The following is a 22,883-nucleotide window of genomic DNA, read 5'->3' as shown; positions in this document are numbered from 1 at the left end:
ACACTACTACAAAAGAATAAGCTTTAGCTTTACTGGGAAGAAAGAAAAAGATTACTGTCCTATTATCTTGCTCTTAATTTTTGTAAATACTCCTCTTTTGTAGATTACTGCTATTAATCCAACAACTAGTATTGTAGCTACTATTTCAAACAAATAGTTGTTTTTTGAAATAGGTAGCTCTTTACCTTCATATAGGTAAGGGTAGGGGTCAAGGGAACCTGGCTTTTGCACAAGGTTGAGGTCGGTTCGTAGTTCAAAATGCAGGTGTGAGCCAGTGGAATATCCTGTGCTTCCTTCTGTCCCTATTACATCTCCTCCACGCACTTTCTGCCCCTCTTTCGTGTGCAGGTCTGTTAAGTGTGCATAAGCTGTGTAGTAGCCGTTTTTATGGTCAATCACACAATAGTTTCCTAGGCCTTTATTGCAGTAGGCTTGCCCTACGTTACAACCTTGTTTAGCTTGTACTACTATACCTGATGCCACTGCGACAATTTGGGTACCCATTCCTGCTGCGATGTCTATGCCAGGGTGGAAGTGATTACCTCGCCATTTGTAGGTACTGGTGATTACTCCTTCGTTTTTTAGCGGGTGTGTTAACTTCATAGCTGTTTTTTTTTGATACAAAAAAATCCACAAGACTTTGCCAAGTGGATTTTGTTTTTGCTGGTGAATGAATTTTATGGGAGTTTTGTTTTTTTTCTATCCTCCCATTTTTTTTTGGCTTTTTTAGCCTGGTTTACCCCGAAATGGTATAGCTTCTCTTCAAGGTAATCATAATCTGGACTTAAATATACATTGACTGTATCGCCCTGATTGCTTGGTTTGATTTGAAAAGCCTTAATCAATCCTGTTTGAGTAGAGTAGAGCTTGTAGTTTCCTTCTTGATCTACGACCATTTTTAGCTTGATATAAGGAAACTTTTTTTCAAGATTTTTGCGTCCTTGTTTGAGCTTATAAGCATAGAAGCCTTTTCCGAATTCGCTACAACTTGACATTGTGAAACTGAATAGGAGAGAGGCTGTTAATAAAAATAGCCTACTTCGTTTGAGATTATTCATAGTGTTGAATTTTAATAAAAAAAACTGATTGAATTAGTCTGCGTACCTTCCTCTCAATAATTCGTAAAATTGTCCATCGATAGGGTACAGTATTGTAAAATCGTTACTTTGACTTCTCAAATATATGTCTCTTGTTCCATATATTGTATTCATTTTTACCCCTTGACTTATTATAAGGGTGTTGTACCCTGGTGCTGCTCTAACCATTACCAGTTGGTGATTTTCCGCCCCAACTTCTGGTATAATTTGTTGAACTCTATTGCCTTGAATGAGTATACCCTTTGAATCCTTTGGGATAGTGATTGTTTGGTTGACTATTGCCACTTCTTGGTATTCCTCTGGTTTTGGAAAAAAAGGATTGTTAACATTTTTGTCATTACCTCCTTCTGACACACTTGGCATTGATACATTCATTGTTGAATAATATTGGTGTTAAAAAAGTAGAATCTCTAGCCATCTGGGAATAGGCTCTCCAGACTCTTTTATTTGTTTTATTTTTTTTGCGCTTACATAGATGGATAGCAATGCAGAAATAAGCGAAAATCCACCAACTACTGCGTAAAAAACTTGTAGTCTTTTGTCTTGTTGCATAGTGTTAGTTCTCCCAAGCTACTTGTGCTATTCCATTAGTAGCATCTATTGTTATTGGTTCTCTTGACTTAGCCATAAAGCTAAAGCCCAAAGTCATTCCTGGTACAAGGAAAAATTCTTCACCGTTCGTATTGATCAATTTCACGATTCCTTGTGAGTCTGACATGCAGACAATTACCCCAACGGTGAAACTTGGCATTTCCCATGTTTCATTATTCAGCTGTTTGAATCTAGTTTGTACTGCCATTGAATAGTGATTTGATTGAAAAATACGCGAGAAAAATGGCTGAACAAGTAAGAAATAGCTTGTAGTAGAAGTCGTTCTCAAGTTTGATATTGACAGTTACGCGGTTATCTGTCTTTATCCCTTCTGACCCTATTAATTTATCAATGAAATTCATTTCTGGTTAGTTTTTAAATGTCTTGTAATCGGACATTCTTTTTTCTTTGAATACTTCTTGGCTTACCTGCTCAGTGGTTAATGCGCGTTTTACATTGTCTTGTGTGATTTGGTCAAAGACTCCATCATACTTTGATTCCAAACCGTGTTTTCTTAGCAGGTATAACTGCAATTGTTCCACTTCTTTCCCCTTACTACCTGCTGATAGGGGGAAAGGTGAAGCCTCGTCTACCGAGGTTTGTTCCCGGTCTTCTGTTTGCTCATCGAGTTCGCCTGTACTATATTCAATCTGAATTTTTTTCTTTCTTTTGTTCATAAAGTACACGCCCAAAATGAGCAAGGCAATTGCTCCCAGAATGCCTGCACCAATCATTAGTTTCTTCTTATCAACTTCTACTTTCATTTTACATTTGTTAAAGGTTGTTCAATACATATTTCAAATCTTCATAGTGCCTAATTGTTGGTATGCCATATTTCCCCAATGCACTCTCCATTGCTTTTTGGGTATTCTGTCCCCAAATACCGTCTATTGCACCAGGCGAAAAGTTAGCATCGTGCAGTGCTTGTTGTAATTCCTTTACATCTTCACCCTTACTTCCAAACTGCATTGGATATTCTGCTTTGTAACCATACCCACCAGACGAACCACTACTGATTTGCCCTGAACTTCCTGAGCTGCCACCAGAAGAACTAGAGCCTGACCCATAATCCAGTCTGGGTGTTTTCTTTTTTCTCAGGGGCATTGCTACCTTAATTTTCTCTTTCCCATCCAGAAAGATGTACCAGATAAGAAAACCTATTATGCCAATGCCCGCAATGGCACCAATTTGTTTTTTTTGTTTGTCAGTCATGTAAGTTAGGGTGCGTTTTGAATAATATCCATAGCCAGATCATAGTTTTCGTCAGACAAGAAGTCAAGAAAGTCGTCAAAGCTTTTGTCGTATTTTTCTTGAAATTTTTGCCGTAGTGCTGCTATCTGGCTTTTTGTTTTGTTTCTTAATGTATCTAACACTACAGAGTCTTTGTCAAAAAAATATCCTAACCAGTAGGCTCTAGCATTATATATGTTTCTTGCATCATCTAATACTCCAGTGTAATAGTCTGGTATGATGTTATGTAGGTTGTTTTGTACTGAGTTATTGCCGATTCCTCCAGTACCATCCTCCAAATGTTGCTGTATTTGAGCTATCTCCTGCGCGTTTCTTTTTTTGATAGCTTTGCTTCGGGTAAGTAATACAATGATAATGATCACCCCAATACCACCTGCTACCAGGTACTGCGTTTTTCTATCCATTTCCATACTATCTCCCTTTTGCTTTTGCGGCAATGCCTACGCCTCTTTCAGCCAAGTCCATTGCGCGTTCCGGATTCCTTGCGGCGGCTTTTCCGCCTCTCACGGTGATGTATATGATGAGGGCTATAATAGCCCCAACCATTATAATTCCTGCGAATATGGTGACTTTCGCAATGCTGGCGGCTCCATCTACCAAACCAGAGAATTCGGCTTGGTTTTCGGAGTCTGTTTCTTGTGCTTGTATGCTTCTATCTATTGGTATTGAAATCATGTTTTTTAATCTTTTATAGCCTTGTAGGTTACAAATCCAATCAAGCCAAGTACGACAAGAATGGCAAGGGCTGCCGACGCGCCAATCCCTGCGAAGCCATTGTTTAAGCTTGACCAGGTATTTTTCACGTTGTCTGAAACTCCTGAAAAAATGCTATCCCCCTCAATTTCCATCCCTTGAGTTTTGGCATAGTTTCTTAATTGCGTTGTATTGGCATAATCCTCGCCTCTTTCTTCCCACGCTTGCGAAAAAAGCAAATTCGCTGACTTGTTGCCATAGCGCTTTTTAAGGGCTTTGTGCCAAGCAATCCAGTGATTGGCAGAAGAAGACTCATGTGGCAGGTTGTCAATTGTTTCTGGCATAATTATTTTTTTTGTGCTTTTGCAGCTTCAATTCTCCATTGTCGAATTTCAGCAAGCCATTCTTTGGCTAATTTTACTTGTTTGGGGGGTAAATTTCGCTTGCCATTTTTTTTGAATGCCCGATCACCCCATTCTTTGATGGTGGCAATTCTTTTTCTTGCTTCTATTTTTCGTTTACCTGTGAGTTTTATCCTTGCCATAGCTGTATTTTTTCTTTCTTCCCAGTTGAACCTTTGTGAAATACCGATTTCTAGGTAAGGGAAAAAAGCTGGTTGATTGATTGATGAATGTAAATTTCTTTTGATTAGGCTTGTATTTCAAGGTTTTTGACGAGTAGCACCAAACGAGGTACAAAATGAAAAAGTGTGATATGTACTTCTGTATTATGTACTGGACGTTTTTGCGTTTTTTGTTATTCGTCATGGTTGGCGATCCAAATTATCAAGCCAACCAAAACAACAAGCGAAATAGGAAACCAAACCGGGTGAACCACATAAGACCACCAAGGGCGCTTGCCCGTTCCTGTCCAGAAAAACCAGCGCCTGAAAAAATTGCGTGTATCTATTTCTTGAGTTTCTTCTTCTTTTGGGGGTGTGAGTGTGTTAGGTTCTTCACTTCCTTGTTGCTGCAATACATCCTGTTGAGTGATATACTGAAACTCTACTGTAATACTTGTGTTAGGTTGTAAGTTTTCCAACTGCAAGTAGGATGAACCGTCGAAAATCAAGTTTTTGAATTGATTCCCATCACTCAACTCCAATACAGGGTTGTTGTGAGAGGGATTATACCCGGTTGTAATAGTTACCCTGCTTTCGCTACTGCTTTCCGCACTTTTTTGTACATAAGTCAGGTTGCTATTGAAGTACTGTTCCTGATTACTTGAGCGTATCTTGATGCCCAAAATCCTTATGGGGTTCGTCAGCACTTCGTTCTCAAGCCGACGAAATCCCGGATCAACTGTGTTTGCCTGAACTTCGTTAGCCTTCAAAATTATCGGAGCATTCTCATTTTCTTTTTGCTGGTATACAAATACCTGCTCGGCATCTGGTAGGCTGCCCAAGTCTTCCTCCCTTCGATAGATAATTGGTAATTCCTGTATGGTAGGAATGCCCAAAAACCGACCAAAAAAAGTGATCTTTTTGGGAGTAGGGGAGGGGTTACGTATGGTGGTTGTGATGCTTCTCATCATGCGGATATTTTTTTTGCATATGCTAGAGTGTAATAGCGGGGCATTGTCGAAAATGGCTTATTCTGTCCTACAGTATACGCTTCAATCCCATTGACCAGGCTTGGCTCAGTCCCCGAACCATTGCCATCGGTCGTTGCTGTTGTTGTTGTTTCGCCTGTCTTACTTCTGCGAAGAAATAAGTTGTATCCCTCTGGCGCATGGTGGTTGTGTGCTGGCAAGTTTTCCTCCAACAAAACCACCTCGTTTCTCCCTCCTACACTTCCTAGCCCTGAATTGATTGTCCCTGCTCCATATATGAACCTTGTTCTTAAGTCTGGTATTCCTGGTGCTTGCCCCCAACATAATGCCCAACCAAACCAAGTACTGTTTGATAAGCCATAGCCATTGGCGTCAAAAAAGCTGACTTCGTCGGTCATTACAATAGTGCCTAACGGCACAAGATTTCTTGCGGCGTATTCAGCGTCTGCGGTGAGAGCTATTATATCGTTCGCATGATCTTCTACATCTGCGGTAATCGCCACTAGGTCAAGTTGAATGTCATTAATATCGAGATTAATTGCCTCAAGCTGGATGGCATGATCTTCCATATCAGCCGTTACAGCTACCATATCGGTTGTTAAGTCCTCTACATCTGCGGTTACAGCCGTAAAATAGACGTTAACCTCATCTTTCCTTAAATAATAGTCTTGGCTAATGTCACCAAGATTATTCTTCTGAAAAGAATCATAAGGTATTCGCTTTTCATTCGATTGGTCAGCAAATACCAGTTTCATCAACCTTTCAACATGTACTTGATGGGTTTTTCCATCTTCGTAGGTGGTTGGCTGACCTGCTGGTATTTCTGCAATCTCCAAATAAGCGGTTGTGCCAGGTACTATACTTCCCTTTTGTTCGGGCACGAAAAAGACTTCGTTTTGAGCGTACACATACCCTTCTGATATTTCCCAAGAATTAGACGTAAGTGCTAATTCTGCACCTGCTAAGATGGTGTTTTGTCCTCCACCTATGCCCATTCCAAACGCATCAAAGCCCGTAGCAATTGCATTCATTATCAATTCCAGGTCATCAAGCCTGAGCGGGTGTCCGCCTGTGTATTTAGTAATGAGATCAAACATCTTTTTCCTTTCTTCCCAGCAAAATAATTAGTGATTTTTAGTTGTACTCTCTGATAAACTTTTGTAGTGCTTTTACTCTTGTGATGTGATCATGATTGTCGTGTAGTACCTCCGTGACTGCTACCATAGCTTCATATTTTGGGAATCCCAACCCAAGAAAAACCCTTGCTGCCTCAAGGTCGCATTTGATTTCACTTCCAGTACTTTTGCTCCAATGCATCCATTCGTGCAAAAGCACAAACATCCGCATGGGGATAGTATAGCGACGAAAGTCTTCGGCACTTACTTGTATATGCCCCGTTTCTTTGTGGATTCTTGCGGGCGTTTTTTGCAGTGTGGGGTAGTAATGTATAGGGTACTCACCTGCATCATTACTGTATGTATTACCTTGTTCCAGGTACCCACAACTTTCGGCAAAATCAAAAGCGTGGCGAATGAAGTTCTTTGTTTGCCCAGTAAGCCGAAGCATTTTTTTGCTTGGTTTGATCATCCCAATTTTTGCGTGATGAATACTGAATTCGCCCTGACTGCTTATACTTACTGCTAGTTTTTTGGGGGAGATTGGCATTGGCAAGGTGAGTGTTTTCAGCCTTATTTTTTGTTCCAAAAAGAAATAAACAGTATTAGGCTTTTCTGGGTCATAACCTACAATTCTTACATTTGCCCCACTTGGAGTTTTGACCGTAATATGAAGCTGTGTGGGCAAATCCTTTGTGTTGAAATAGATTGTCTTTTGCATATTAACCTGATTTCGTTTTTTGATAGATTAGAACGCCTGCTAAACACAACACTGCCCCACCTGCTACCAATGGCAAGTGGTTTTTCTTAGGGGCTGGCTTTTGTGGGCGTGGCTGGTAATTGATCCCTGTCGGAGGTTGATTTTGTCCTTGTGGTCCGTGCAAAATCTTGTTGCGAATATCAACCGCTTTCCCAAAGATGTCTCCTATATCGTTGAGCAGGTAGAAGACACCAGCTTTTTTATAGCCTGTTTGTGGCTTTTTTTCCTGAACAGTCGGAATCTCTCCTTCGTCAAAATGTTCTTCGAACTTTTTATCATCGATCATCCATAACTCATCCTCACTCAACTCAAAACTCAGGTCATTGTTACGATTAGCCATTATTCATCTCCTTTCCTTTTTTTGATTATGATGATGGTTGCGATGATTCCAGCCAAAAGCACAGCTCCACCAACGATTCCCCAAATCATTGTATTATTGTTGCCTCCATTGGTGGTTTGCACTCCAGTTGCGGTTGGTAGGGTAGGATTAGGCAACTCTTCGTTTAGAATTTCTTTTTCTTTTTTGCTTATTGTGCGAGGCAACCCCAGATTGAGAGTAGGTTCCAGCCTTTGCCTTTCAGCCCTTAGCCTTGCAATTCGGCTACGGTATCCGGTGGCATTCCACCATTTCCATTTTATTTTTCTGAACATTACTGGTTTTTTTTAGGTCAGTTTTTGAAGAAAATCAGCAGGATTACAACGAATGCGCCTACATAGGCGAGTGTCATTTTTTGGTCTTTCGATTTTTGTTCACTCATCCTTACCTGGAGAAGAGCGTTCAATTTGTCAGTTTCGGCTTGAATTTTCACGGCCTCAAGCTGGTTTTTCGATACCACCTGGTCGCTGTGGGCTTTGGCTTCGGCTGCTTTTCTATTGTTCTTCGATGTGAATATGCCTGTAATCCCTCCGACAATTGCCCCAGCGCCTCCTAATATTGCTCCTAATGCCATAAGCTATTCAAATTTGATTGCCAAAAGCACGGCAAGCCCAATCATTAACGAAACAAGCACGCTAATTTTGATACGCTTTTCGTTCCAATATTTTTCTGTGGTAATGGTTGGGTTTGAAGTGCTGGCTGGTTGAGAACTATTCATAATATTCGTTGCAAAATCTTCCCGCTCCGGGTGCAGGTCAAGAAAGGCTTCTAAAGCGCCGTCATTTTCTGCTATAGCTTGTATTACATACTGTTTTATAGCCTCTGTACTTACACTTTCTGGTATTTGGACACTGTAAGAGTTTAGGAAGGTTACCACAGCATTTGTGTTTACTGTAGTAGTGTATGCAATTAATGCGGACAAATGTGTGTTTTCCATAATTTGAAGCTTTTTAGAGTTATTATATAAAAGACTGCCTTAAGTTAGACAGCCTTTATTTTCTTACTTCAAACTTTATTTTCTGAAGGTGCTGGTAGCTGCTTCAACTACTGGAATACCTTGCAATGTGTTGGCTATGTTTCCACGTAGCTTTACCTTCATTATAAGGTTTATATACTGACCTTTCAGCAACTTAAACTTAATGCCAGAGTGTCCATGTATCAACCAGTCAAGGCGCTTCAGGTCTACAACTTTATCAGTGTTGTATTCGGGGTTTATTTCTGAGGCAATGTCTACAGGAGTTTGTTTAATACCTCCACCTTCAAGTTTTTCAGTTAATGTGAAATCTTCGGTAAGTTGGTTAGTATCACCAACCATTATGCGGCAACTTCCAATAACAAAGTTGTTGACAGTAGAACTCTGCAATATTGTTCTATAATCCCAACCTTTGCTAGTAATGTTAATATGATCAGGGTTATTGCCCTGATTTGGCTCGTTCAAATTCGTGAAAGCATTAAATAGCTCTACTTCCTGATCGTTAATCGTATCAAGGTTTACTATTCGTAAGTTGTAGGTGCGGTCATTTTCTTGAATGCGTTTCACGCTTGCTTTTTCACCATCTTTCTCCACAGTGATCTTTTCCCCTGCCATGTTATAATGGCTATCGTGTGCTGTATAATGTGAGTAGCCTTGTTGTGGTACTACATTTACGAGCGGCTTGTCAGACACACCCGTGAAGTTTGTATATTCCTGCATTGCTTGTGCTCGCAATGCATTCATCTTGTCTTTTCTCATGTTTATTTGCTGATTGGATTAAGCGATAAGGAACCTATAGGAATTACCTTTCTTTTTTGTCAAGTGCAGGTCTGATTAAGTAATCATTTGCGCCAACGATTATGGCAACAACTAAGGCAACTTTCGCCATATCAATAATGTTCATAGTGTTTTGTGTTCAGTTGGCAAGTAAGGCATTTGCGAAGTTTCTCGCAAACACCCACACAAGCCTAAAATTTTTTGTTTGTGGTGTTTTAACTGTTTCCAGCCAGATAAGCACTATTTTTCTTTTGCTTCTTCGTTTTGCTCAACCTTTTCCGAAAAGTTGTATTGCCAGGTTATTTGGCAATGTTCTGGGTATTTTTCCAAAAACTGATTGATTTTATTGGGGCTCCAGTCGCCCATTGGTCGGTTGGCATAAGCCATCGTTTGTTTTTTTTCTTGCTCACTTTCAAACGTAAGTGTTGGTAGTACATGCTTTTTAAAGTGTGCTATTGCTTGCTGTGGGTTGTTATATTCCATAGTGTTGGTTTTTAGAAATAAGGTTGGAAATAATTTTTCTCTTTCAGGTAGTAGTTCAAAGCTTTTTCTCTTGCAGTTTCGCTGTCTTTTTTAATCTTTAGCTTTACATAAATTGTCTGCTTTACTTGGCTTATATTTTCAGTTAAATATTCGCGTGCAGCCATTTTTATTTGATGATTGCTGGCTCCTTTGATGAGGTTTTTTGCGTGGTCTAGGTACAGATAACATCTATAATTACCTTCTTTGACTTGTTGCCTTATTATTAGTTCTGCAATTCGTTTTGATTCGTAGTTTTCTACTGTCTTTTTAAATGATGCTGATTTATGCAACCTAATCCATTTCAGGTTATCGAGTATGCGTGGAGCTACTGCCCTTGGGCTTTGAAAATTCAACAGCAAATCAAGTCCCTTGTGCCTCACATTTACTATAACTTTTATTAGTGCATGTGTTGCTAGTCCAACGGAAATAGTGTTAATATCTTCTGCTATTAACAACCCATTGCTAAACCATTTTAAGAGGTATAGTAATATTGGTAGAAGGTTATCAGTATGTTCACCATATTCATCTACTGGGGATACGCGATAACAACCTTGTCCTGTCAAATATGGAACGTCAGCTAATTTTACCTCTTCCCAGTGTGCGTAGGCTTTCTCCCTATTTGGATCAAAGACAACAACAGGCTCATTGTGCTTTTTGGTATAAGCCTCTGCGTAGTTTACAGCTACAAATGTTTTTCCTACACCTTGTTCACCTATAGCAACCTCAATACCTCTCGTTCTTACCTTTGCCATAGTCTATTTTTTTGTTTCGCTCTTTTTTTTGTTTTCTTTTTGTTTTTTAGTTTGTATATCTATTAGGTCATCCAAGAATGCTTTGTTTGATTTTCGTATATCTCTAGCTACAGAAAATGTTGAAAATCCAAAAACACCTAAAGCCATCATTAGGCTTGCCTCTGGTCCTGGTTCAATAGATCGCTTGGATAACACATCTTCAAGTGGTCTTTGTATTTGCCTTGTTCCTTGAGAGATAGTTTCATTTAGCATGTCTTTATTGCGGTCATTAACCTTATTAACACGTTCAAATGACCCTAGTGGTACTATTTCTTGCTTTTCAGCTTTTAGTATTTCCATTGAGTCAATTTGTATCCAGTTACTAACCAGTAATGGTAAAAATGTCTGGATAAGACCTATAGCTGTATCAGCAAACATGTTCCCGCCACCTGAAAACTCGAAGTTGTTTAGCTGGTCGTTTTCAATGTTTTCTTCAAAACTTTCTTCTGACTTAGCCTTGTCTTCTGTATCGTTGCTTGGTAGAACAAACTGTTTTGGTTTCTCCTTTTCTGTTTTCTGATACAGAGGTTGTTCTTCGTTTAGTCTTGCATTCTCCCTCTCTTTTCTTTTCTTCCCAGCAATAGTTGTAATTTCTTTTTCTTTGTCTTCTTTGTCCTCATCTGCAATTTTGGGTAGAGGAATGTTTGTTTTATCAATTACTACATGTTGCTCTGGGTCTACTGGTGCAAGGAGCGGATGTTCTTCTAAGTTTGGTAGCGGGTTTTCGGCTTGTTTATCTTCTGTCATTTCAATTTAATTCAAGCATTTTAATGAATGTTTCTGTCTTTACGCTTATTGCTTCGTATTTGGCTTTTATTGATGTATAAACACCTTCTAATTGAATAATTGTATTCATATCATCTATATGCTTCCATACCATATAAGTGCTTGAATATTCCATTACTTTCGCTACCTCTGTCATGGATAGTTTGGAGTAATGATATATTAGGTTTGTAGCAACCATTTTAGCCTCAACATTTTTCCTTTTTTCTAGCACTTGCTTGGCACTTATACTATACTCCTCTGCTACCCTTTCCAGAATGAAATCAGCAATTGATTGCTCTTTTGAGCCTTCTTTTTTATTGATTGCTTCTAGGTTGTTTGCATTCTCTATGATCTTAAGTAATTGTAGGAAACGACTAGGACCTACCACACCTACAATATTATCCATAGAGTTTTGAATGTCTCCATATACCGTTATCATACTGTTTTTTGTGATTGAATAAGTACGGTAGTAACTTTACTAATAAGGTCTTCAAACTCCCCTGAATCTAGTAATTCAGGCTCAGGAGTGTATTTTGCTATTTGGTAGTGCAATACTTCTCTTTTTCTTCTATGCATGCCTGGTGTACGTGGTTTTGTTTGTGTGCTTAGGCAACTTACAATTACCTTAATGCTATTAGCGTTAAGTGCTTCTTCCTTGTCAGCAATGTAATCATAGAGCAACCCGCTTTGCCCTTTTGGGTCAATGCTTTCTATGGCTTCTTTGGCTTTTGCATATTGCCCTGCAACTTGGAGTATTGCTTTGTTTTTCTCTATAGTGTTAGTTCCTTTTTGTTTTATGTTCTCAAGTAAAGTTTCTACTTTAATTTCTTCCAGTACTTGACCTTGTGAATTGACTATATAAATATATGATCCACCTAAAGGTTCAAGTCTGTAGTCATTTGCCAGAATGAGTTTTACACCTGTTTGGTGTTTTTTACTCATACTCTTTATGTAATCGGCTACTATTTTTTTTATGTAGCTCAAGCCAGCTAATTCAATGTTGTTGCTTTGCATTTTTGAAATTTTCGGTTGTTGGATTAAAGTTATGTTGGGGATTTTGAGTAAAAAATAGGAGTGCAAATGTTTTGGGACTAGACTGGTACCAGTCTAGTATCAAAACATTGTTTTTTAGCTATATTTGCAGGGGAATTATTTAAAAACCTAACATGAACTGTTATGAATGCCTCTACAAAAAATAATATGGTGCAAGTGAAAACTTGGCTACCAAGCGAAGTAAAAGCAATGCTCAATAGCGAAGCTTTAGTTACGGGCGACCGTTTCGAGTCGGCACTAGTTCGTCGGATTTTGATGGATTGGTATAGGGCTAAAAAAGAGGAGCAAACAACTACTTTAAAAGTTGCCGCTTAGACTACTTTGTCGACAGCCTTTTGCAAGTTTTTGGCTTGCGTTTTATAAAAGCCAAAAATTTGCTTTCTGAAGTAGTAAATGCCCAAGACTAACCCTAGTAGTACAAAGCCTGATATGGCAAAGACTTTTCCCTTATCCACTCCTAAACCTAAAAAACCACCCGTAAAATCCGATTCAGGTAAATTCTTGAATTTTTTCCGAACGAATCTCCTAAACTCTCCTAAACTCACATAACCATCTTTGTTGAGGTCAAAAGGTGCGTTTTGTTGCTTCACAAGCCGTGCGTAAGCATCGCCCTGCTCACTTCCTACTATATAATTATCGCTTTTCCCTAATGCGTAAGGGTAAAAAGCAACTATATACAAATCGATTGGGTTTTTCATTCGTCCCGAATAGGGTGCGTAGTACTTTTGTACGTAGTCCAGTTGTGCCGTTCCTGTCATATTTGCCAGTGAGTCAGGGCTGGTGCCAAGCCCGTATGCTGTTTGGGGCAAGAATTGTATAAACCCTACCGCACCAATGTTATTTCTAATATCGTGGCGTAGCCCAGATTCAGAATTCATTACTTCCATTAGCCAGGAAGGTTTGATTCCAAGGTTTTTGGATATGTTTTTGACTTTGGTAATGAATCCTTGACCATAGCGGTTAAGGGCTATATTTTCGTATGGGAGTGCCATCGCTTACTTTTCGAGTTTGATAAGTCGTTTGTCAAACTCATTCCATTGATCCTTGAGTTTTGCTATTTCGATGTTTTGACTTTGATTTTCTTCTACCAATTTTTGATTGTTTTCTTTCAGGTATTTGTTTTCAGTGATCACTGACCCCATGTCTTTGTTGAAAACAAAAGTGCGCTCATCAAGCTTTTCTATGCTTTTTTTTGATTGGTCAATGTCCCGTTGCTGCAATGCATCCTTGTTGGTATGCTTTGCAAACATTTGAAGAATACGGGCAACACCCAAAAATATTGTAATGCCTGTACCTACTATCCAGGCAGACATTTGATTACCAAATTCTTTCATAGCTGTGAAAAATAGTTTGTGGTTGAATATGATGTTTTTGCATACATTATTTTGTTTCACTTCCCAAGGGAGTGCTACAAAATACTTATACTATAGAAGATTATTCGGCTTCGGTTGGCTCTGTTTCTTCTACTTTGTACTTTTCTTGTTTGCCTTTTCCTTGACGCTTGAGTTTGTAGTCACCTACTTCTACCTCTTCGCGTGGTCGCCCTCGGCGATTGAGTATTTTCGTGTCAAAGCCGAGTGCCTTCAGTTGTTGTCTGGTCACCTCTTCTACTCCATCACCATAGTATAGTACAAAAATGGCATGTACGTTTGGATTCTTACACGGGCAGTCTTCATCTGCTTCTAGTTCTTCGTCCATCCAATCACGTATTTGCGCCTCAATTTCTTCTGACAGTGGCTCAAGTTCAGGGTTATACCCTGCATCTTTTTTGTCTCCTCGCTCAAAGATGACGATAGCTCTCTGGATTTCGTCTGGCAATGTGTCAATATCAATACTCTCCTCATCCATCAGAATTTGATGAGGATAACGTTTGTTGCGTCCCATAGTGGTTTTTTGCTTTGTTGAAAAAATACCTAGCAACGGGCTTGCCCATTACCAGGTTTTGCTTGCTGGTTGATTGATCTTAGGGTTAGGCATTGAATGTGCGAGCGTACCCGAATGGGTCCTGTGTTTCTATGTTTTCGTCTTTGAGCCTTAAGGTTTCCTTTGCCCATTTGGGCACCGAAAAGCAAGGGCACGCCTTATTCCAAAACTGATTATGCCCTACCAACTTGGCGGCTGGAGCTTCCTTGAGCAATGCCTTGGTAAGTGCATCTAGGGTTTTGCGTTGTTCGGGCGTTCGTGTATCTTTGGGTTGTCCGTGACTGTTAAGCCCACCGATTAAGCAGATATTCACTGCGGCAGCATCTCTCCATCCGCCAATGCCATAGGTAGTTTCTTGTTTTTGGATGCCATCAGACAAGTCTAGTTTCCACAACTCCACTAGTGTACCATCCTGTTCAATCACAAAATGGTAGCCTGGCTTATTCCACTTCATTATGCCCATGTGGTAATTCTTCACCCAACGGGCATCAATGCTTGTAGCATTTTCAGGGGTAGCGCTTACGTGTACGCAAATCCACTGTGCAGCATTACCAGTCTGTAAGCCTAATGTAGCAAGTGTTTTGGGACCTGCTATACCATCAACTAACAAGTCATTTTCGCGTTGGTAGTCCTTCACCGCTTTTTCGGTGATTACGCCAAACCAGCCATCATCCATTATGCGCAATTTGCGTTGTAGCCAGCGCACCTGGTCACCTTTGTCGCCAATTTTTAGTATAATATTCATAGTGTGTTATATTACTTTTGAGATTATTTCAGTGTATGCCTCTCGGCTTTCGTTCAAAATTAGCTGTTTTATGCCATTGACAACTTTTTTCATTTCTTTGTCCTTGACACTTTTCAGCGCCTTTTTTCTTAGTTTTTTTTCTGTGCCGAATGTGAGCGCCCTTTGCTGAATCACGTATTCAATAATATTTTCAAGGCGTTGCTCTACAACTTCGGGCACTGTTTTCTTAGGCTCAAAATCTTTGATAGAATCGCGTGCCTCAATCTCTTTTTTTTCCTTACTGGTTTTGGCATTTGCCAAAGCATTAGCTTTCAACTCTTCAATCTTTTCTTGCCTTTTTTTTCGCTCATAGAGGTTAATTACCCTCCGGCAACTGGTAACATCTGTAGCAACTAGCTTTGCCCTGTCTACTTTTTTAATTTTGGGTTGTGTGGCTGCCTTTTTTGGTTTTGGTGTGGGCTTGTCAGCTTCGGCTATTTTTTCTAGCAAAAGAGTGTGGTTATCATCCAACACCTCAAGTACTTCCTCTTCTGTGAAATCTTGTTCTTGGTAATAAGCCAAATCTTTTTGAATACTCTCAATTTCGTCTTTCAGGGCTTTGTTGCTGCTGTATTTTGAAGCATCAATGTCCGCTAATTTTTTTAGGTTTTTATCTTTGAATGCCATAGCGTTTGTTTATATCTGGATTAGTCTAAGTCGTCTTTTTCTCTCTCGTTCTTTTGCTTTTGCCAAGGCTATTGCCTTTCGTTTGTTTGATGTATTATCCTGCTTAGGCGCTTCCTGTACTTCTTTTTCTTTCTTCCCAGCAATAGGCTTTTGTTGGTTTTTTGGAGTTGGTGTTGTGTCTTCTGGCTTATCTATTTTTACCATGTTGGTTTGTACACCAGTAGGACGAAATGATGATTTAAATGCGTTTTCAGGAAGTTCTTCCACATGTGCACCAACTTCATCAAGCCATGTATTGAACTGTTGGCGTGCCTTTAGCCTAGAGTTTTTGTCAAAGTTTCCTCTAGACATGATTGCAATTAAGCGTCCCCCTGGCTCCAAGTTATGCTCATACACATGTTGGACATGTTGAATGTCTTGCCCCTTCTCAAATGGAGGGTTCATAAGCACCTTATCGTACTTTTTATAATGCTTGAGTGTATCATTTCCCACAACCGAGAACCCTTTTAGCTCCAATATTTCGCGCAAAGAATCCCACTTCTCCAAGACCTCAAGCGAGTTTTTAGGGTGGTCCTCCCTTATTTCTTCGGCTATGTGTCCCAAGCCTGCGCTTGGCTCTAGAATGGTATCTTCTGGCTCAATATCAGCCTCGTCTACCATATCTTCAATGATTTCTTCAGGTGTTGGATGAAAGCCATCTTCTTTACTAAATCTCCATTCGTCAATTAGTTCTTTCAGGCGCTGTTCGCGCTTTTTCTTTTCATCTTTTGCCTTCTTTTCTTCCCCTCCAAGTAAATCCTCTAGTTCCTTGTGTACATTATCCCAATCCTCATATGAGGTCAGCCCATATTTTTCGCCAAGACTTTTCATATAAGGTGTTGGGTTATCCTTATAGTTTTGGTACTCTGGTCGTGTGTCTCGAAACACGCCATAATAACCCTCGCGGGAACCATCTCTTTGAGGCAGTAAAAAGTATATAGGGTTTTCCTTTGGAGACACAAAAACCCTATCCAGCAAAGGCGATATAGTCTTGCTTTCTAAAGCATTGGCAATTGCTTCGTAGACTTCGGCTGTTTCTTCATGTATGTCGGCTTCAACATCCTTACTTTTCCATTCTTTGTTTCTTTTTGGCGTATTTCGGTGTTGGTGTTTTAATTCAGCCTTTTTTTGCTTATTCCACCTTCTAAGTGTTTCAGCTTTACTTCTAAATTTTTTAATTCTGGCAAGGCGTTGCCTTTCTTTGTCCTCTTCGCTTAACTCTCTGTTACCTTCTTTGTCAAGTTTTTTAGAAAAATCAATGTAAGCAGGGGTGTTTTTGCCCGTGTACATTAAACTGTATCCTTCTGCTGCATTTCTCCAGCTTACACTTTCACTGCCGTATTGCCAGTACGGTGCTTCTGTATAGAACACCCTCGGCAGCTCGTTTGGGTTGGGTACATACCAAATACTATCTTCAAGAGTGCCATAATAGCCCTCAAGTGGCTTCCATCCGTATGTTTGCACAATTTTCATCTTGCCAAGTAGTACCTCCATTCGTAGCACATCCCCTCTTACTTTTGTATCCCTATTTCCAAAATCATAATAAGGCTTACGTTTATCCTTTGGTACAAAAAGACGAGTTGGTACTCGCACCGCTGGCTTTTGACTGATAGTCTCTATATTTTCTTGCCCATACACGGTTTCTTTTTTTTCACTTTTCTTAACTTTTGTGGCTTTTCTTACATGCCTCAACTGTTGAGACTCACTCTGAGCATACTCAGCATATACATAGATAAGCTCTCCTACTTGGTGTACCGAAAGCTTTGGGGTTACGCTGTACCCTTCTTCTGTATTATATTGAAATCCCCCTTCTGGCGTGATGATGTGCTTCCAACCCGTGCCAAAGGTTGCCTCCTCGCCGATTTTTCCTAGACTGTCTTGTATTTCTTCTTCTAGTTCTTTGAGCGTAATAAGTACCTCTAAGTGCTGGCGAAAAGGCAATTTGACCTTTTGTGTGTATTTTTTTTCTGTTTGAGTAGGCTCTCCATTTTCCTCCTGTGGAGCCACCTCTTTTGTCAGCAGAAACTCTTCTACTACTTCTTTTTTTGCCACAGGAAACACCCACCCCATAAACCGCTCGCCCGTTTTTGGGTGGGTAAGCCGCTTATTGAATTTTCCTCCCAAGCCCCTGCGCCCCAACTTTTCAGCGTAGGGCTTTGTATTGCCCATAAGAGCGATGCTTTTCTCAGAGTAATCTATGAGTTGAATGTCGTCTTTTGTGGTTTGATCTTCCTCGTTTTCTTGCACTGGTGTTTTTTCTTGTTTTTCTCCGGTAGGTGCTCCTTCTTCTTCTGGCTCTGGTGCTTGATTTGGTTCTTTTTCTTTCTTCCCCGCAACACTTTCTTCTTCTTCATGCAAATCATCAAACAAGCCAGGGGCTTGCTTTTCAGCTTGCTTTGCACCACTGGTAATTTTTTCTATGCGCTCATTGTGTGCAATTATTTCTTTGTTGCGCCTGGCAATTTCTTCTTCAAATTGTGTTACAAGCTTTTGTTTTTTCTCTTTTTTTGCCTTGGCAATTAGCCCGCGCAATTGCTTAATGCGTTTTTCGGCATTATCAATCTTTTGTTGCAATTCTTTTTTTTGGGCATCGGCTGCAATGGTGTAAGGTGTTTTGGTTGCAAAATTTTGCAGGTTCAACGGTTTACTCTTATCAAAAAAGAAATTTGTCAAAGCCCGCTCTATTGGCTGCACAAAGTCCTCCTTTTTTTGTGGTAACTTTTTCTTGTTGCCACTCAGGTACAAAAAATTGAACACCTCGTTTTCGTGGCTGTCTGTAAGAGCCGGATATTGCTTTCTTAGTTCTCCTATCCACTCCGCGTACTTTTGGAGGTTTGGAAAACTCTTCGTTTCTGCTGCGTTTGCAAGTTTCTCCAAAAACAACCCTTTTGGGTTGAGGTTTGCCAAACGTTGTAATGAATTGATGTAGGTATTTGTTTTGAAATACCCTCTTAGGCATTCGCCTACACAACCTTTTTCACGGGCAATTTTGAATGCTTGTATGTCAGATAGCAACCCCTCAGCGGTACCACTTCGGTTTGATTCCAAAACAGCGTACTCAATAGCACTTTCCAAATCGCCCAAGAAGACTTTGACAGGCAAAGTCTCCAGCGATTTGTCGCCTTTTTCTTCCAACAAAATGCGGGATGCCTCAAAGCGGCTATGCCCCGAAACGACTACATATTCGTCTGTTTGCTCGTCATACCATACTTCTATTGGTTCTCGGCTTTTGTCGTAGCCCTCATTTACAATCTTATCTACAGATTCTTGTGACCATTTAGACTGCCGGCCTTGAAAAAGCGCGCGCCTGGTCACGATCTTACTTCGCGGAATCTCCTTAAGTTCTGAAAATCTGTTTTGTTGCGATTGTTTGGGCATTCTAAAAAAAAGCGTTTTGTTTTGGCTTAAAAACGCTACAAAGGAAGGTCAAACCCTCGTGCGAGGCAAACAGGTAAGCAAGGCTCATTTTTTTTGTTTGTGGGTTTTGGGCTATTTCCAGCCAGTAGAGCAGGTTTTTTCTTTTGCTTCTTCGTTTTGTTCAATATTTTACGAAAGATTCAGGGCAAAATATTTTCAGGGAGTAATAACTTCTTTCTGTTTACTATTACCTTGTTTTACTCCTTATATTTCCTTTTCAAAAGCTGTTTTCAAGAATAAAGATTTCGTAAATTACAACCTCGTATAATCTTTTAATCTTAAATGTAATTCTATGTCAGATAACGCAGAACTAAAAGAAGGTGATGTTGTAGAGTTAAAGACAGGTGGACCTACAATGGTTGTGAATGAGCTTTTAAAAAGTCCACATTCGGGTCATTTCAACAATCAGGTTCTTTGCAAATGGTTTGATTCAAGTGATGAAGTAAAAGAAGCTGAGTTTCATATTAGGACATTGATAAAAAATTAGCAAATCATTGATTCTAAGGATAAAACCTTGTGGTGTAAGGTAGTAACCACATCACAAGGTCCCCCCAAACAAAAACCCAAAAACCCTCCTTACACCCCGTAAACCCCAAAAACCCTCAATTTTATTTTGTGCCTCGTTTGGTACTACTTGTTTTTTTGTAGGATTAGTGCCACAAAAAACATCTTTCTTTGGGGTATATATATTGATCAAAAAAAGCCTCGCACTTGCAGGGCTTTTTTTGATGCAAACAACCTTAAACTTTCACCAGATGGCATTATACCATAATACTACGGGCGAAACCGACTCGCCTGAGATGTACAACGACGGGCAACCCGAATACCACGAAGGCGACGCCACCGAAGGATGGGAAACCCCACAAAATGTGGCTTATGGCGACCCATCCAGCCAACAACGAGGGCCGGTAAAAACAACTACCACTGCTACCACCACGCCCAAGCCAGGCAAACAAAATAACCAAAAAATTGCCTTGGCCATTGTAGGGGCTGCCGTTCTAATTGGCTTATTCATTTACATTTCAAAAAAATAAACACTCACACTATGTGCAAAACAACCGCAACAACCAACGAAAAAAGAAAAACAACCAAAAAAAGGGGACGCAACACCCCACGGGCGCAAAAGCCAACCTGTAGCAATTGCCGCAATGCAGGTACTACTACAAAAGAAGTGGCAAAACAAATACCATCGCCAGAAACACTCTTACCCCCCCTGCCAAGCCAGTACCATTACAACTATACCACCGCGCTCCCACAGCGTGGGGTAAGCTTTAGTGTTAATTTAGACTGGTTTGATATATGTCTTTTAGTGGGGGTTGTACTGGGGGTTTTTATCAAGATTAAAAAGAAGTAGCGTATGTTTGGATTTGACAACGGAGATGCCTTAGCCATAAACAATGCCCTGGAAGATCATGGGGTGTATGAAACGGAACAACAACAAGGAGAAGGGTTTAAATCTCGCCTGGACTATTTTTTTGAGCAACGGCAAAAATACGATGGGCAATATACTAACCAAATCCCACAACGCTCTTACACCTACGACGCACTAAAAAAACAAAAGGCTAAAGAAATACTGGTAATACAGGCTTTTATTTTTTTAGCGGGTTTTTTGGTATCCATTTACCTGGCACATAAGCACGATAGGAAATTCTGGGGCTATGTGGGGTATATACTTTTGGGTAATATTGGCTCTGGTACACTGGCTTGGGGAGTAGCCTTACTAATGGTAGATACAGGCAAAGATATAGTACAAGTAACAAAGAATTACTAAACATCCTCACTTCTAAGGATAAAACACCCAAAAAACCTCGCTAACTTTGGGTAGTTATGTGAATTCCCCTATAAATTTAAAACAAAAACCCTGGTCATCGTCAATGATCAGGGTTTTTTGTTACTATGCCTTTGAGCGCCTTCTTTTGCTCTTCTTCGCTCATTTGCTTTAGTTTCTGCACTATGTTAGCTATGGTAGTGTCCTTGGGCAATTGCAATCTGGCGGCCACCGTTTGCCTGAGCCACGCTTCGGTAGGGTCATTGTCTCGCTTTTTTTTGAGCTTTGCAAAATGCTCACGGGTTCTTACCAGGTCATCGTACAATATGTCTTGCAGTGTTTTCATATAACCGTTATTATTTTTTAACATTTAACGTCCAAATAACAGGTAATTTTGGTAGACTATAGCTACAAAAAAAGTAGCAGTGCCAAACCAAATACAAAATGAAATTGAGGATTTCTTTGGTATGTGGGCTGTAGAGAGGGTTTTTGACAGGGAGTGTGCTTTGAAAACAAAAGCTATGTTTTAACGTTCTTTTAGAGACCATCCGTAAAGTTATTTTTTTACAAATATGCAAAAAAAATCACGTAATTTAAAAGCAACCGGGTTTGCAAGGTGGCAAGCCCAACAAATGCAGCGCGTAGCGCCTATGGATGAGCTAAGGGTATTACTAAGAAAGAGTAGGTACCGTCCGGCTTATTAGCTATATTCGCACTTTGTAGTTAAAAAAAACAACACAAAAAAGCCTCAGCAATTGTACTGAGGCTTTTTTGTTTATTTCCCTACTTTTATCAAATCATCGTATAGTAGTTTTTCAGGCTCTTGTTTGCCCTTTGCCTGAAAAAGGCAATATTGATCATCTACCAAAGCTACCACGGTGCCAGTAGCCTTTTGGTAAAAAGCCTTGCAGCCCACATAAAAACCCCTAATACTTTTGCCCTTGCCTGGCATACCATATACATCGCCACTTGCCACAAAACTTACATCTTTTGACCCTACTTTGCCGCCAGTGCTCACAAATATTTCTACGTTTTCCATGTATATGCCTCCTGGCACACTTTCTATTACATTGTTAATGGCTTGCTCTACGTTGTTGCTTTTGAGCTTTTCGTAGTTTTCAAGAATGTTTCTTTTGGTTTTTCGCTTTGTACTCCTGTTCTCCAGCCCTTTTACCTGGCTCTCGTCAAAGCCAGCCGACCTAGAGAGTACTTCATATTTCTTGTCGAAACCAACGTTTTTGGTAGATGCCAACGTAAGCCTACCCGTACTTTTCAAATGAACTTGTGGTGTGCAACTTGATAGCAACGCTGTGACCACTGCTAGAAAGTAAATTTTTCTCATTGTATTACGTTTTGTAGTTTAAAACCGAAATATAGCAGTTTGAAACCACAAAAAAACATACATGAAAAAAAGCTGAAAAAATAAACGGTTCGTTGTCATTTTTTCAGCTTTAAAGCATTGTTATAATTTGATTTACCCTTTTTTGTTTTTCAAAGGAAACGGAAAAGACATTGCCGCAGGTGGTGGTATTTCACCATTATCACAACAATTATTATTACCATTACCACCAGTTATTTGCATAGCTTTCTGTGTGGCTATAGCCACACTAAAAAAATCTTTCATAGATTTTTTTGTATTCTTTACGGATTTAAACATAACTTTAAAAATTAATCTTTTAACAATGTTATACTGGTTATTTCTTAATCTTATTTAGCTTTTCTTGTATTTTACAACAGGAAAAGCCATTGCCGCAGGTGGTGGTGGCGGTGGTGGCGGTTCTATGCAACATCCACCTTTAATTACTTGTTGATGTTTTATTGATAATTCTTCCTTTTTGAAGGATTTTTTCAACTTTTTCTTACTTTTGTTTTTATTAATTTGCATAAGGATCAAATATTAAAATTATAAAATATTACACTTAGTTTAATTAGTTACTTACGTTTCGCCCAAATGGGAATCAGAAAATGAAACTTGTTCAAGTCCTAAATAGGCACTTGGGCTTATTTTTA

The 22,883-nt window shown here is 39.7% G+C and carries 39 protein-coding genes; 6 read left to right on the top strand and 33 right to left on the bottom strand.

Going from position 1 to position 22,883, the window contains the following annotated elements:
- Positions 1–51: 51 nt before the first annotated feature.
- From Q0954_RS18500 to Q0954_RS18390, 23 genes are all read right to left on the bottom strand, one after another.
- Positions 52–603 carry a M23 family metallopeptidase gene (locus tag Q0954_RS18500; protein ID WP_299459080.1) on the bottom strand — a complete coding sequence of 184 codons (552 nt, stop codon included), beginning with the start codon at positions 601–603 and terminating at the stop codon, positions 52–54.
- Positions 604–677: 74 nt separating this feature from the next.
- Complete coding sequence (locus tag Q0954_RS18495; RefSeq protein WP_299459079.1) at positions 678–1,058, bottom strand: hypothetical protein; 381 nt, start codon at positions 1,056–1,058, stop codon at positions 678–680.
- Between the two features lie 33 nt (positions 1,059–1,091).
- Complete coding sequence (locus Q0954_RS18490; RefSeq protein ID WP_299459078.1) at positions 1,092–1,472, bottom strand: hypothetical protein; 381 nt, start codon at positions 1,470–1,472, stop codon at positions 1,092–1,094.
- Positions 1,473–1,653: 181 nt separating this feature from the next.
- Positions 1,654–1,896: a hypothetical protein gene (locus Q0954_RS18485; protein WP_299459077.1), complete on the bottom strand. Its 243-nt coding sequence runs from the start codon at positions 1,894–1,896 to the stop codon at positions 1,654–1,656.
- 160 nt (positions 1,897–2,056) lie between these two features.
- Positions 2,057–2,452 (bottom strand): hypothetical protein, encoded by a 396-nt coding sequence (locus tag Q0954_RS18480; RefSeq protein ID WP_299459076.1) that lies wholly within the window; start codon positions 2,450–2,452, stop codon positions 2,057–2,059.
- Between the two features lie 10 nt (positions 2,453–2,462).
- Positions 2,463–2,900 (bottom strand): peptidoglycan-binding domain-containing protein, encoded by a 438-nt coding sequence (locus tag Q0954_RS18475; protein ID WP_299459075.1) that lies wholly within the window; start codon positions 2,898–2,900, stop codon positions 2,463–2,465.
- A gap of 5 nt (positions 2,901–2,905) precedes the next feature.
- Positions 2,906–3,349: a hypothetical protein gene (locus tag Q0954_RS18470; RefSeq protein WP_299459074.1), complete on the bottom strand. Its 444-nt coding sequence runs from the start codon at positions 3,347–3,349 to the stop codon at positions 2,906–2,908.
- A 1-nt stretch (position 3,350) separates the two neighbouring features.
- Positions 3,351–3,614, bottom strand: coding sequence for a hypothetical protein (locus Q0954_RS18465; protein ID WP_299459073.1), 264 nt, complete (start codon positions 3,612–3,614; stop codon positions 3,351–3,353).
- A 5-nt stretch (positions 3,615–3,619) separates the two neighbouring features.
- Positions 3,620–3,976, bottom strand: coding sequence for a hypothetical protein (locus Q0954_RS18460; RefSeq protein ID WP_299459072.1), 357 nt, complete (start codon positions 3,974–3,976; stop codon positions 3,620–3,622).
- A gap of 2 nt (positions 3,977–3,978) precedes the next feature.
- Positions 3,979–4,176, bottom strand: coding sequence for a hypothetical protein (locus Q0954_RS18455; RefSeq protein WP_299459071.1), 198 nt, complete (start codon positions 4,174–4,176; stop codon positions 3,979–3,981).
- A gap of 212 nt (positions 4,177–4,388) precedes the next feature.
- On the bottom strand, positions 4,389–5,165 hold the full coding sequence (locus Q0954_RS18450) for a hypothetical protein (RefSeq protein ID WP_299459070.1): 777 nt from the start codon (positions 5,163–5,165) through the stop codon (positions 4,389–4,391).
- Positions 5,162–6,280: a hypothetical protein gene (locus tag Q0954_RS18445; RefSeq protein WP_299459069.1), complete on the bottom strand. Its 1,119-nt coding sequence runs from the start codon at positions 6,278–6,280 to the stop codon at positions 5,162–5,164. The genes Q0954_RS18450 and Q0954_RS18445 overlap by 4 nt, the downstream gene beginning before the upstream one ends.
- A gap of 37 nt (positions 6,281–6,317) precedes the next feature.
- Positions 6,318–7,019, bottom strand: coding sequence for a hypothetical protein (locus Q0954_RS18440; protein ID WP_299459068.1), 702 nt, complete (start codon positions 7,017–7,019; stop codon positions 6,318–6,320).
- A gap of 1 nt (position 7,020) precedes the next feature.
- Positions 7,021–7,398 carry a hypothetical protein gene (locus Q0954_RS18435; protein ID WP_299459067.1) on the bottom strand — a complete coding sequence of 126 codons (378 nt, stop codon included), beginning with the start codon at positions 7,396–7,398 and terminating at the stop codon, positions 7,021–7,023.
- Positions 7,398–7,709, bottom strand: a complete 312-nt coding sequence (locus Q0954_RS18430) for a hypothetical protein (protein WP_299459066.1) — start codon at positions 7,707–7,709, stop codon at positions 7,398–7,400. The genes Q0954_RS18435 and Q0954_RS18430 overlap by 1 nt, the downstream gene beginning before the upstream one ends.
- 17 nt (positions 7,710–7,726) lie before the next feature.
- Positions 7,727–8,008: a hypothetical protein gene (locus Q0954_RS18425; protein WP_299459065.1), complete on the bottom strand. Its 282-nt coding sequence runs from the start codon at positions 8,006–8,008 to the stop codon at positions 7,727–7,729.
- A 3-nt stretch (positions 8,009–8,011) separates the two neighbouring features.
- The gene (locus Q0954_RS18420; RefSeq protein ID WP_299459064.1) at positions 8,012–8,371 is read right to left on the bottom strand and encodes a hypothetical protein; all 360 of its coding nucleotides are present in this window, start codon (positions 8,369–8,371) and stop codon (positions 8,012–8,014) included.
- A gap of 75 nt (positions 8,372–8,446) precedes the next feature.
- Positions 8,447–9,166: a hypothetical protein gene (locus tag Q0954_RS18415; RefSeq protein WP_299459063.1), complete on the bottom strand. Its 720-nt coding sequence runs from the start codon at positions 9,164–9,166 to the stop codon at positions 8,447–8,449.
- A gap of 258 nt (positions 9,167–9,424) precedes the next feature.
- A complete protein-coding gene (locus Q0954_RS18410; RefSeq protein ID WP_299459062.1) occupies positions 9,425–9,667 on the bottom strand; it encodes a hypothetical protein in 243 nt (80 codons plus the stop codon).
- An 11-nt stretch (positions 9,668–9,678) separates the two neighbouring features.
- Positions 9,679–10,458 (bottom strand): hypothetical protein, encoded by a 780-nt coding sequence (locus tag Q0954_RS18405; RefSeq protein WP_299459061.1) that lies wholly within the window; start codon positions 10,456–10,458, stop codon positions 9,679–9,681.
- Positions 10,459–10,461: 3 nt separating this feature from the next.
- The gene (locus Q0954_RS18400) at positions 10,462–11,244 is read right to left on the bottom strand and encodes a hypothetical protein (RefSeq protein ID WP_299459060.1); all 783 of its coding nucleotides are present in this window, start codon (positions 11,242–11,244) and stop codon (positions 10,462–10,464) included.
- Position 11,245: 1 nt separating this feature from the next.
- Positions 11,246–11,668: a hypothetical protein gene (locus tag Q0954_RS18395; protein ID WP_299459059.1), complete on the bottom strand. Its 423-nt coding sequence runs from the start codon at positions 11,666–11,668 to the stop codon at positions 11,246–11,248.
- A 29-nt stretch (positions 11,669–11,697) separates the two neighbouring features.
- Positions 11,698–12,204: a hypothetical protein gene (locus tag Q0954_RS18390; RefSeq protein WP_299459058.1), complete on the bottom strand. Its 507-nt coding sequence runs from the start codon at positions 12,202–12,204 to the stop codon at positions 11,698–11,700.
- Between the two features lie 234 nt (positions 12,205–12,438).
- Here Q0954_RS18390 and Q0954_RS18385 point away from each other — a divergent pair, with 234 nt between their 5' ends.
- Positions 12,439–12,630 (top strand): hypothetical protein, encoded by a 192-nt coding sequence (locus Q0954_RS18385; RefSeq protein ID WP_299459057.1) that lies wholly within the window; start codon positions 12,439–12,441, stop codon positions 12,628–12,630.
- On the opposite strand, the gene Q0954_RS18380 is transcribed toward Q0954_RS18385, so the two are convergent.
- The 6 genes from Q0954_RS18380 to Q0954_RS18355 form a co-directional block, all read right to left on the bottom strand.
- The gene (locus tag Q0954_RS18380; protein ID WP_299459056.1) at positions 12,627–13,307 is read right to left on the bottom strand and encodes a transglycosylase SLT domain-containing protein; all 681 of its coding nucleotides are present in this window, start codon (positions 13,305–13,307) and stop codon (positions 12,627–12,629) included. The genes Q0954_RS18385 and Q0954_RS18380 overlap by 4 nt on opposite strands.
- Positions 13,308–13,310: 3 nt before the next feature.
- On the bottom strand, positions 13,311–13,649 hold the full coding sequence (locus Q0954_RS18375) for a hypothetical protein (protein WP_299459055.1): 339 nt from the start codon (positions 13,647–13,649) through the stop codon (positions 13,311–13,313).
- A 100-nt stretch (positions 13,650–13,749) separates the two neighbouring features.
- A complete protein-coding gene (locus Q0954_RS18370; protein ID WP_299459054.1) occupies positions 13,750–14,199 on the bottom strand; it encodes a hypothetical protein in 450 nt (149 codons plus the stop codon).
- Positions 14,200–14,284: 85 nt separating this feature from the next.
- Positions 14,285–14,983: a peptidoglycan-binding protein gene (locus Q0954_RS18365; RefSeq protein ID WP_299459053.1), complete on the bottom strand. Its 699-nt coding sequence runs from the start codon at positions 14,981–14,983 to the stop codon at positions 14,285–14,287.
- Between the two features lie 6 nt (positions 14,984–14,989).
- Positions 14,990–15,649 carry a hypothetical protein gene (locus tag Q0954_RS18360; protein ID WP_299459052.1) on the bottom strand — a complete coding sequence of 220 codons (660 nt, stop codon included), beginning with the start codon at positions 15,647–15,649 and terminating at the stop codon, positions 14,990–14,992.
- 9 nt (positions 15,650–15,658) lie between these two features.
- Entirely contained in the window at positions 15,659–19,066 is a 3,408-nt protein-coding gene (locus tag Q0954_RS18355) for a methyltransferase (protein WP_299459051.1), read from the bottom strand.
- 331 nt (positions 19,067–19,397) lie between these two features.
- On the opposite strand from Q0954_RS18355, the gene Q0954_RS18350 reads away from it, so the two are divergent.
- From Q0954_RS18350 to Q0954_RS18335, 4 genes are all read left to right on the top strand, one after another.
- Entirely contained in the window at positions 19,398–19,592 is a 195-nt protein-coding gene (locus Q0954_RS18350) for a DUF2158 domain-containing protein (protein ID WP_299459050.1), read from the top strand.
- Between the two features lie 268 nt (positions 19,593–19,860).
- Positions 19,861–20,139 carry a hypothetical protein gene (locus tag Q0954_RS18345; protein WP_299459049.1) on the top strand — a complete coding sequence of 93 codons (279 nt, stop codon included), beginning with the start codon at positions 19,861–19,863 and terminating at the stop codon, positions 20,137–20,139.
- An 11-nt stretch (positions 20,140–20,150) separates the two neighbouring features.
- On the top strand, positions 20,151–20,459 hold the full coding sequence (locus Q0954_RS18340) for a hypothetical protein (RefSeq protein WP_299459048.1): 309 nt from the start codon (positions 20,151–20,153) through the stop codon (positions 20,457–20,459).
- Positions 20,460–20,462: 3 nt separating this feature from the next.
- On the top strand, positions 20,463–20,876 hold the full coding sequence (locus Q0954_RS18335) for a hypothetical protein (protein WP_299459047.1): 414 nt from the start codon (positions 20,463–20,465) through the stop codon (positions 20,874–20,876).
- Positions 20,877–20,976: 100 nt separating this feature from the next.
- On the opposite strand, the gene Q0954_RS18330 is transcribed toward Q0954_RS18335, so the two are convergent.
- Positions 20,977–21,219 (bottom strand): hypothetical protein, encoded by a 243-nt coding sequence (locus Q0954_RS18330; protein ID WP_299459046.1) that lies wholly within the window; start codon positions 21,217–21,219, stop codon positions 20,977–20,979.
- Positions 21,220–21,445: 226 nt separating this feature from the next.
- Between Q0954_RS18330 and Q0954_RS18325 the strand changes: the two genes are divergently transcribed.
- Positions 21,446–21,577 (top strand): hypothetical protein, encoded by a 132-nt coding sequence (locus tag Q0954_RS18325; RefSeq protein WP_299459045.1) that lies wholly within the window; start codon positions 21,446–21,448, stop codon positions 21,575–21,577.
- A 71-nt stretch (positions 21,578–21,648) separates the two neighbouring features.
- On the opposite strand, the gene Q0954_RS18320 is transcribed toward Q0954_RS18325, so the two are convergent.
- The 3 genes from Q0954_RS18320 to Q0954_RS18310 form a co-directional block, all read right to left on the bottom strand.
- Positions 21,649–22,215: a hypothetical protein gene (locus Q0954_RS18320; protein ID WP_299459044.1), complete on the bottom strand. Its 567-nt coding sequence runs from the start codon at positions 22,213–22,215 to the stop codon at positions 21,649–21,651.
- Between the two features lie 132 nt (positions 22,216–22,347).
- Positions 22,348–22,497, bottom strand: coding sequence for a hypothetical protein (locus Q0954_RS18315; RefSeq protein WP_299459043.1), 150 nt, complete (start codon positions 22,495–22,497; stop codon positions 22,348–22,350).
- 87 nt (positions 22,498–22,584) lie between these two features.
- Positions 22,585–22,758, bottom strand: coding sequence for a hypothetical protein (locus Q0954_RS18310; protein ID WP_299459042.1), 174 nt, complete (start codon positions 22,756–22,758; stop codon positions 22,585–22,587).
- Positions 22,759–22,883: the final 125 nt, after the last annotated feature.

It is taken from the genome of uncultured Microscilla sp., from assembly GCF_947493425.1.
Taxonomy (GTDB): domain Bacteria; phylum Bacteroidota; class Bacteroidia; order Cytophagales; family Microscillaceae; genus Microscilla.
The sequence above is the reverse complement of the archived record's forward strand: the minus strand, read 5'-3'. Positions and strand labels throughout refer to the sequence as shown.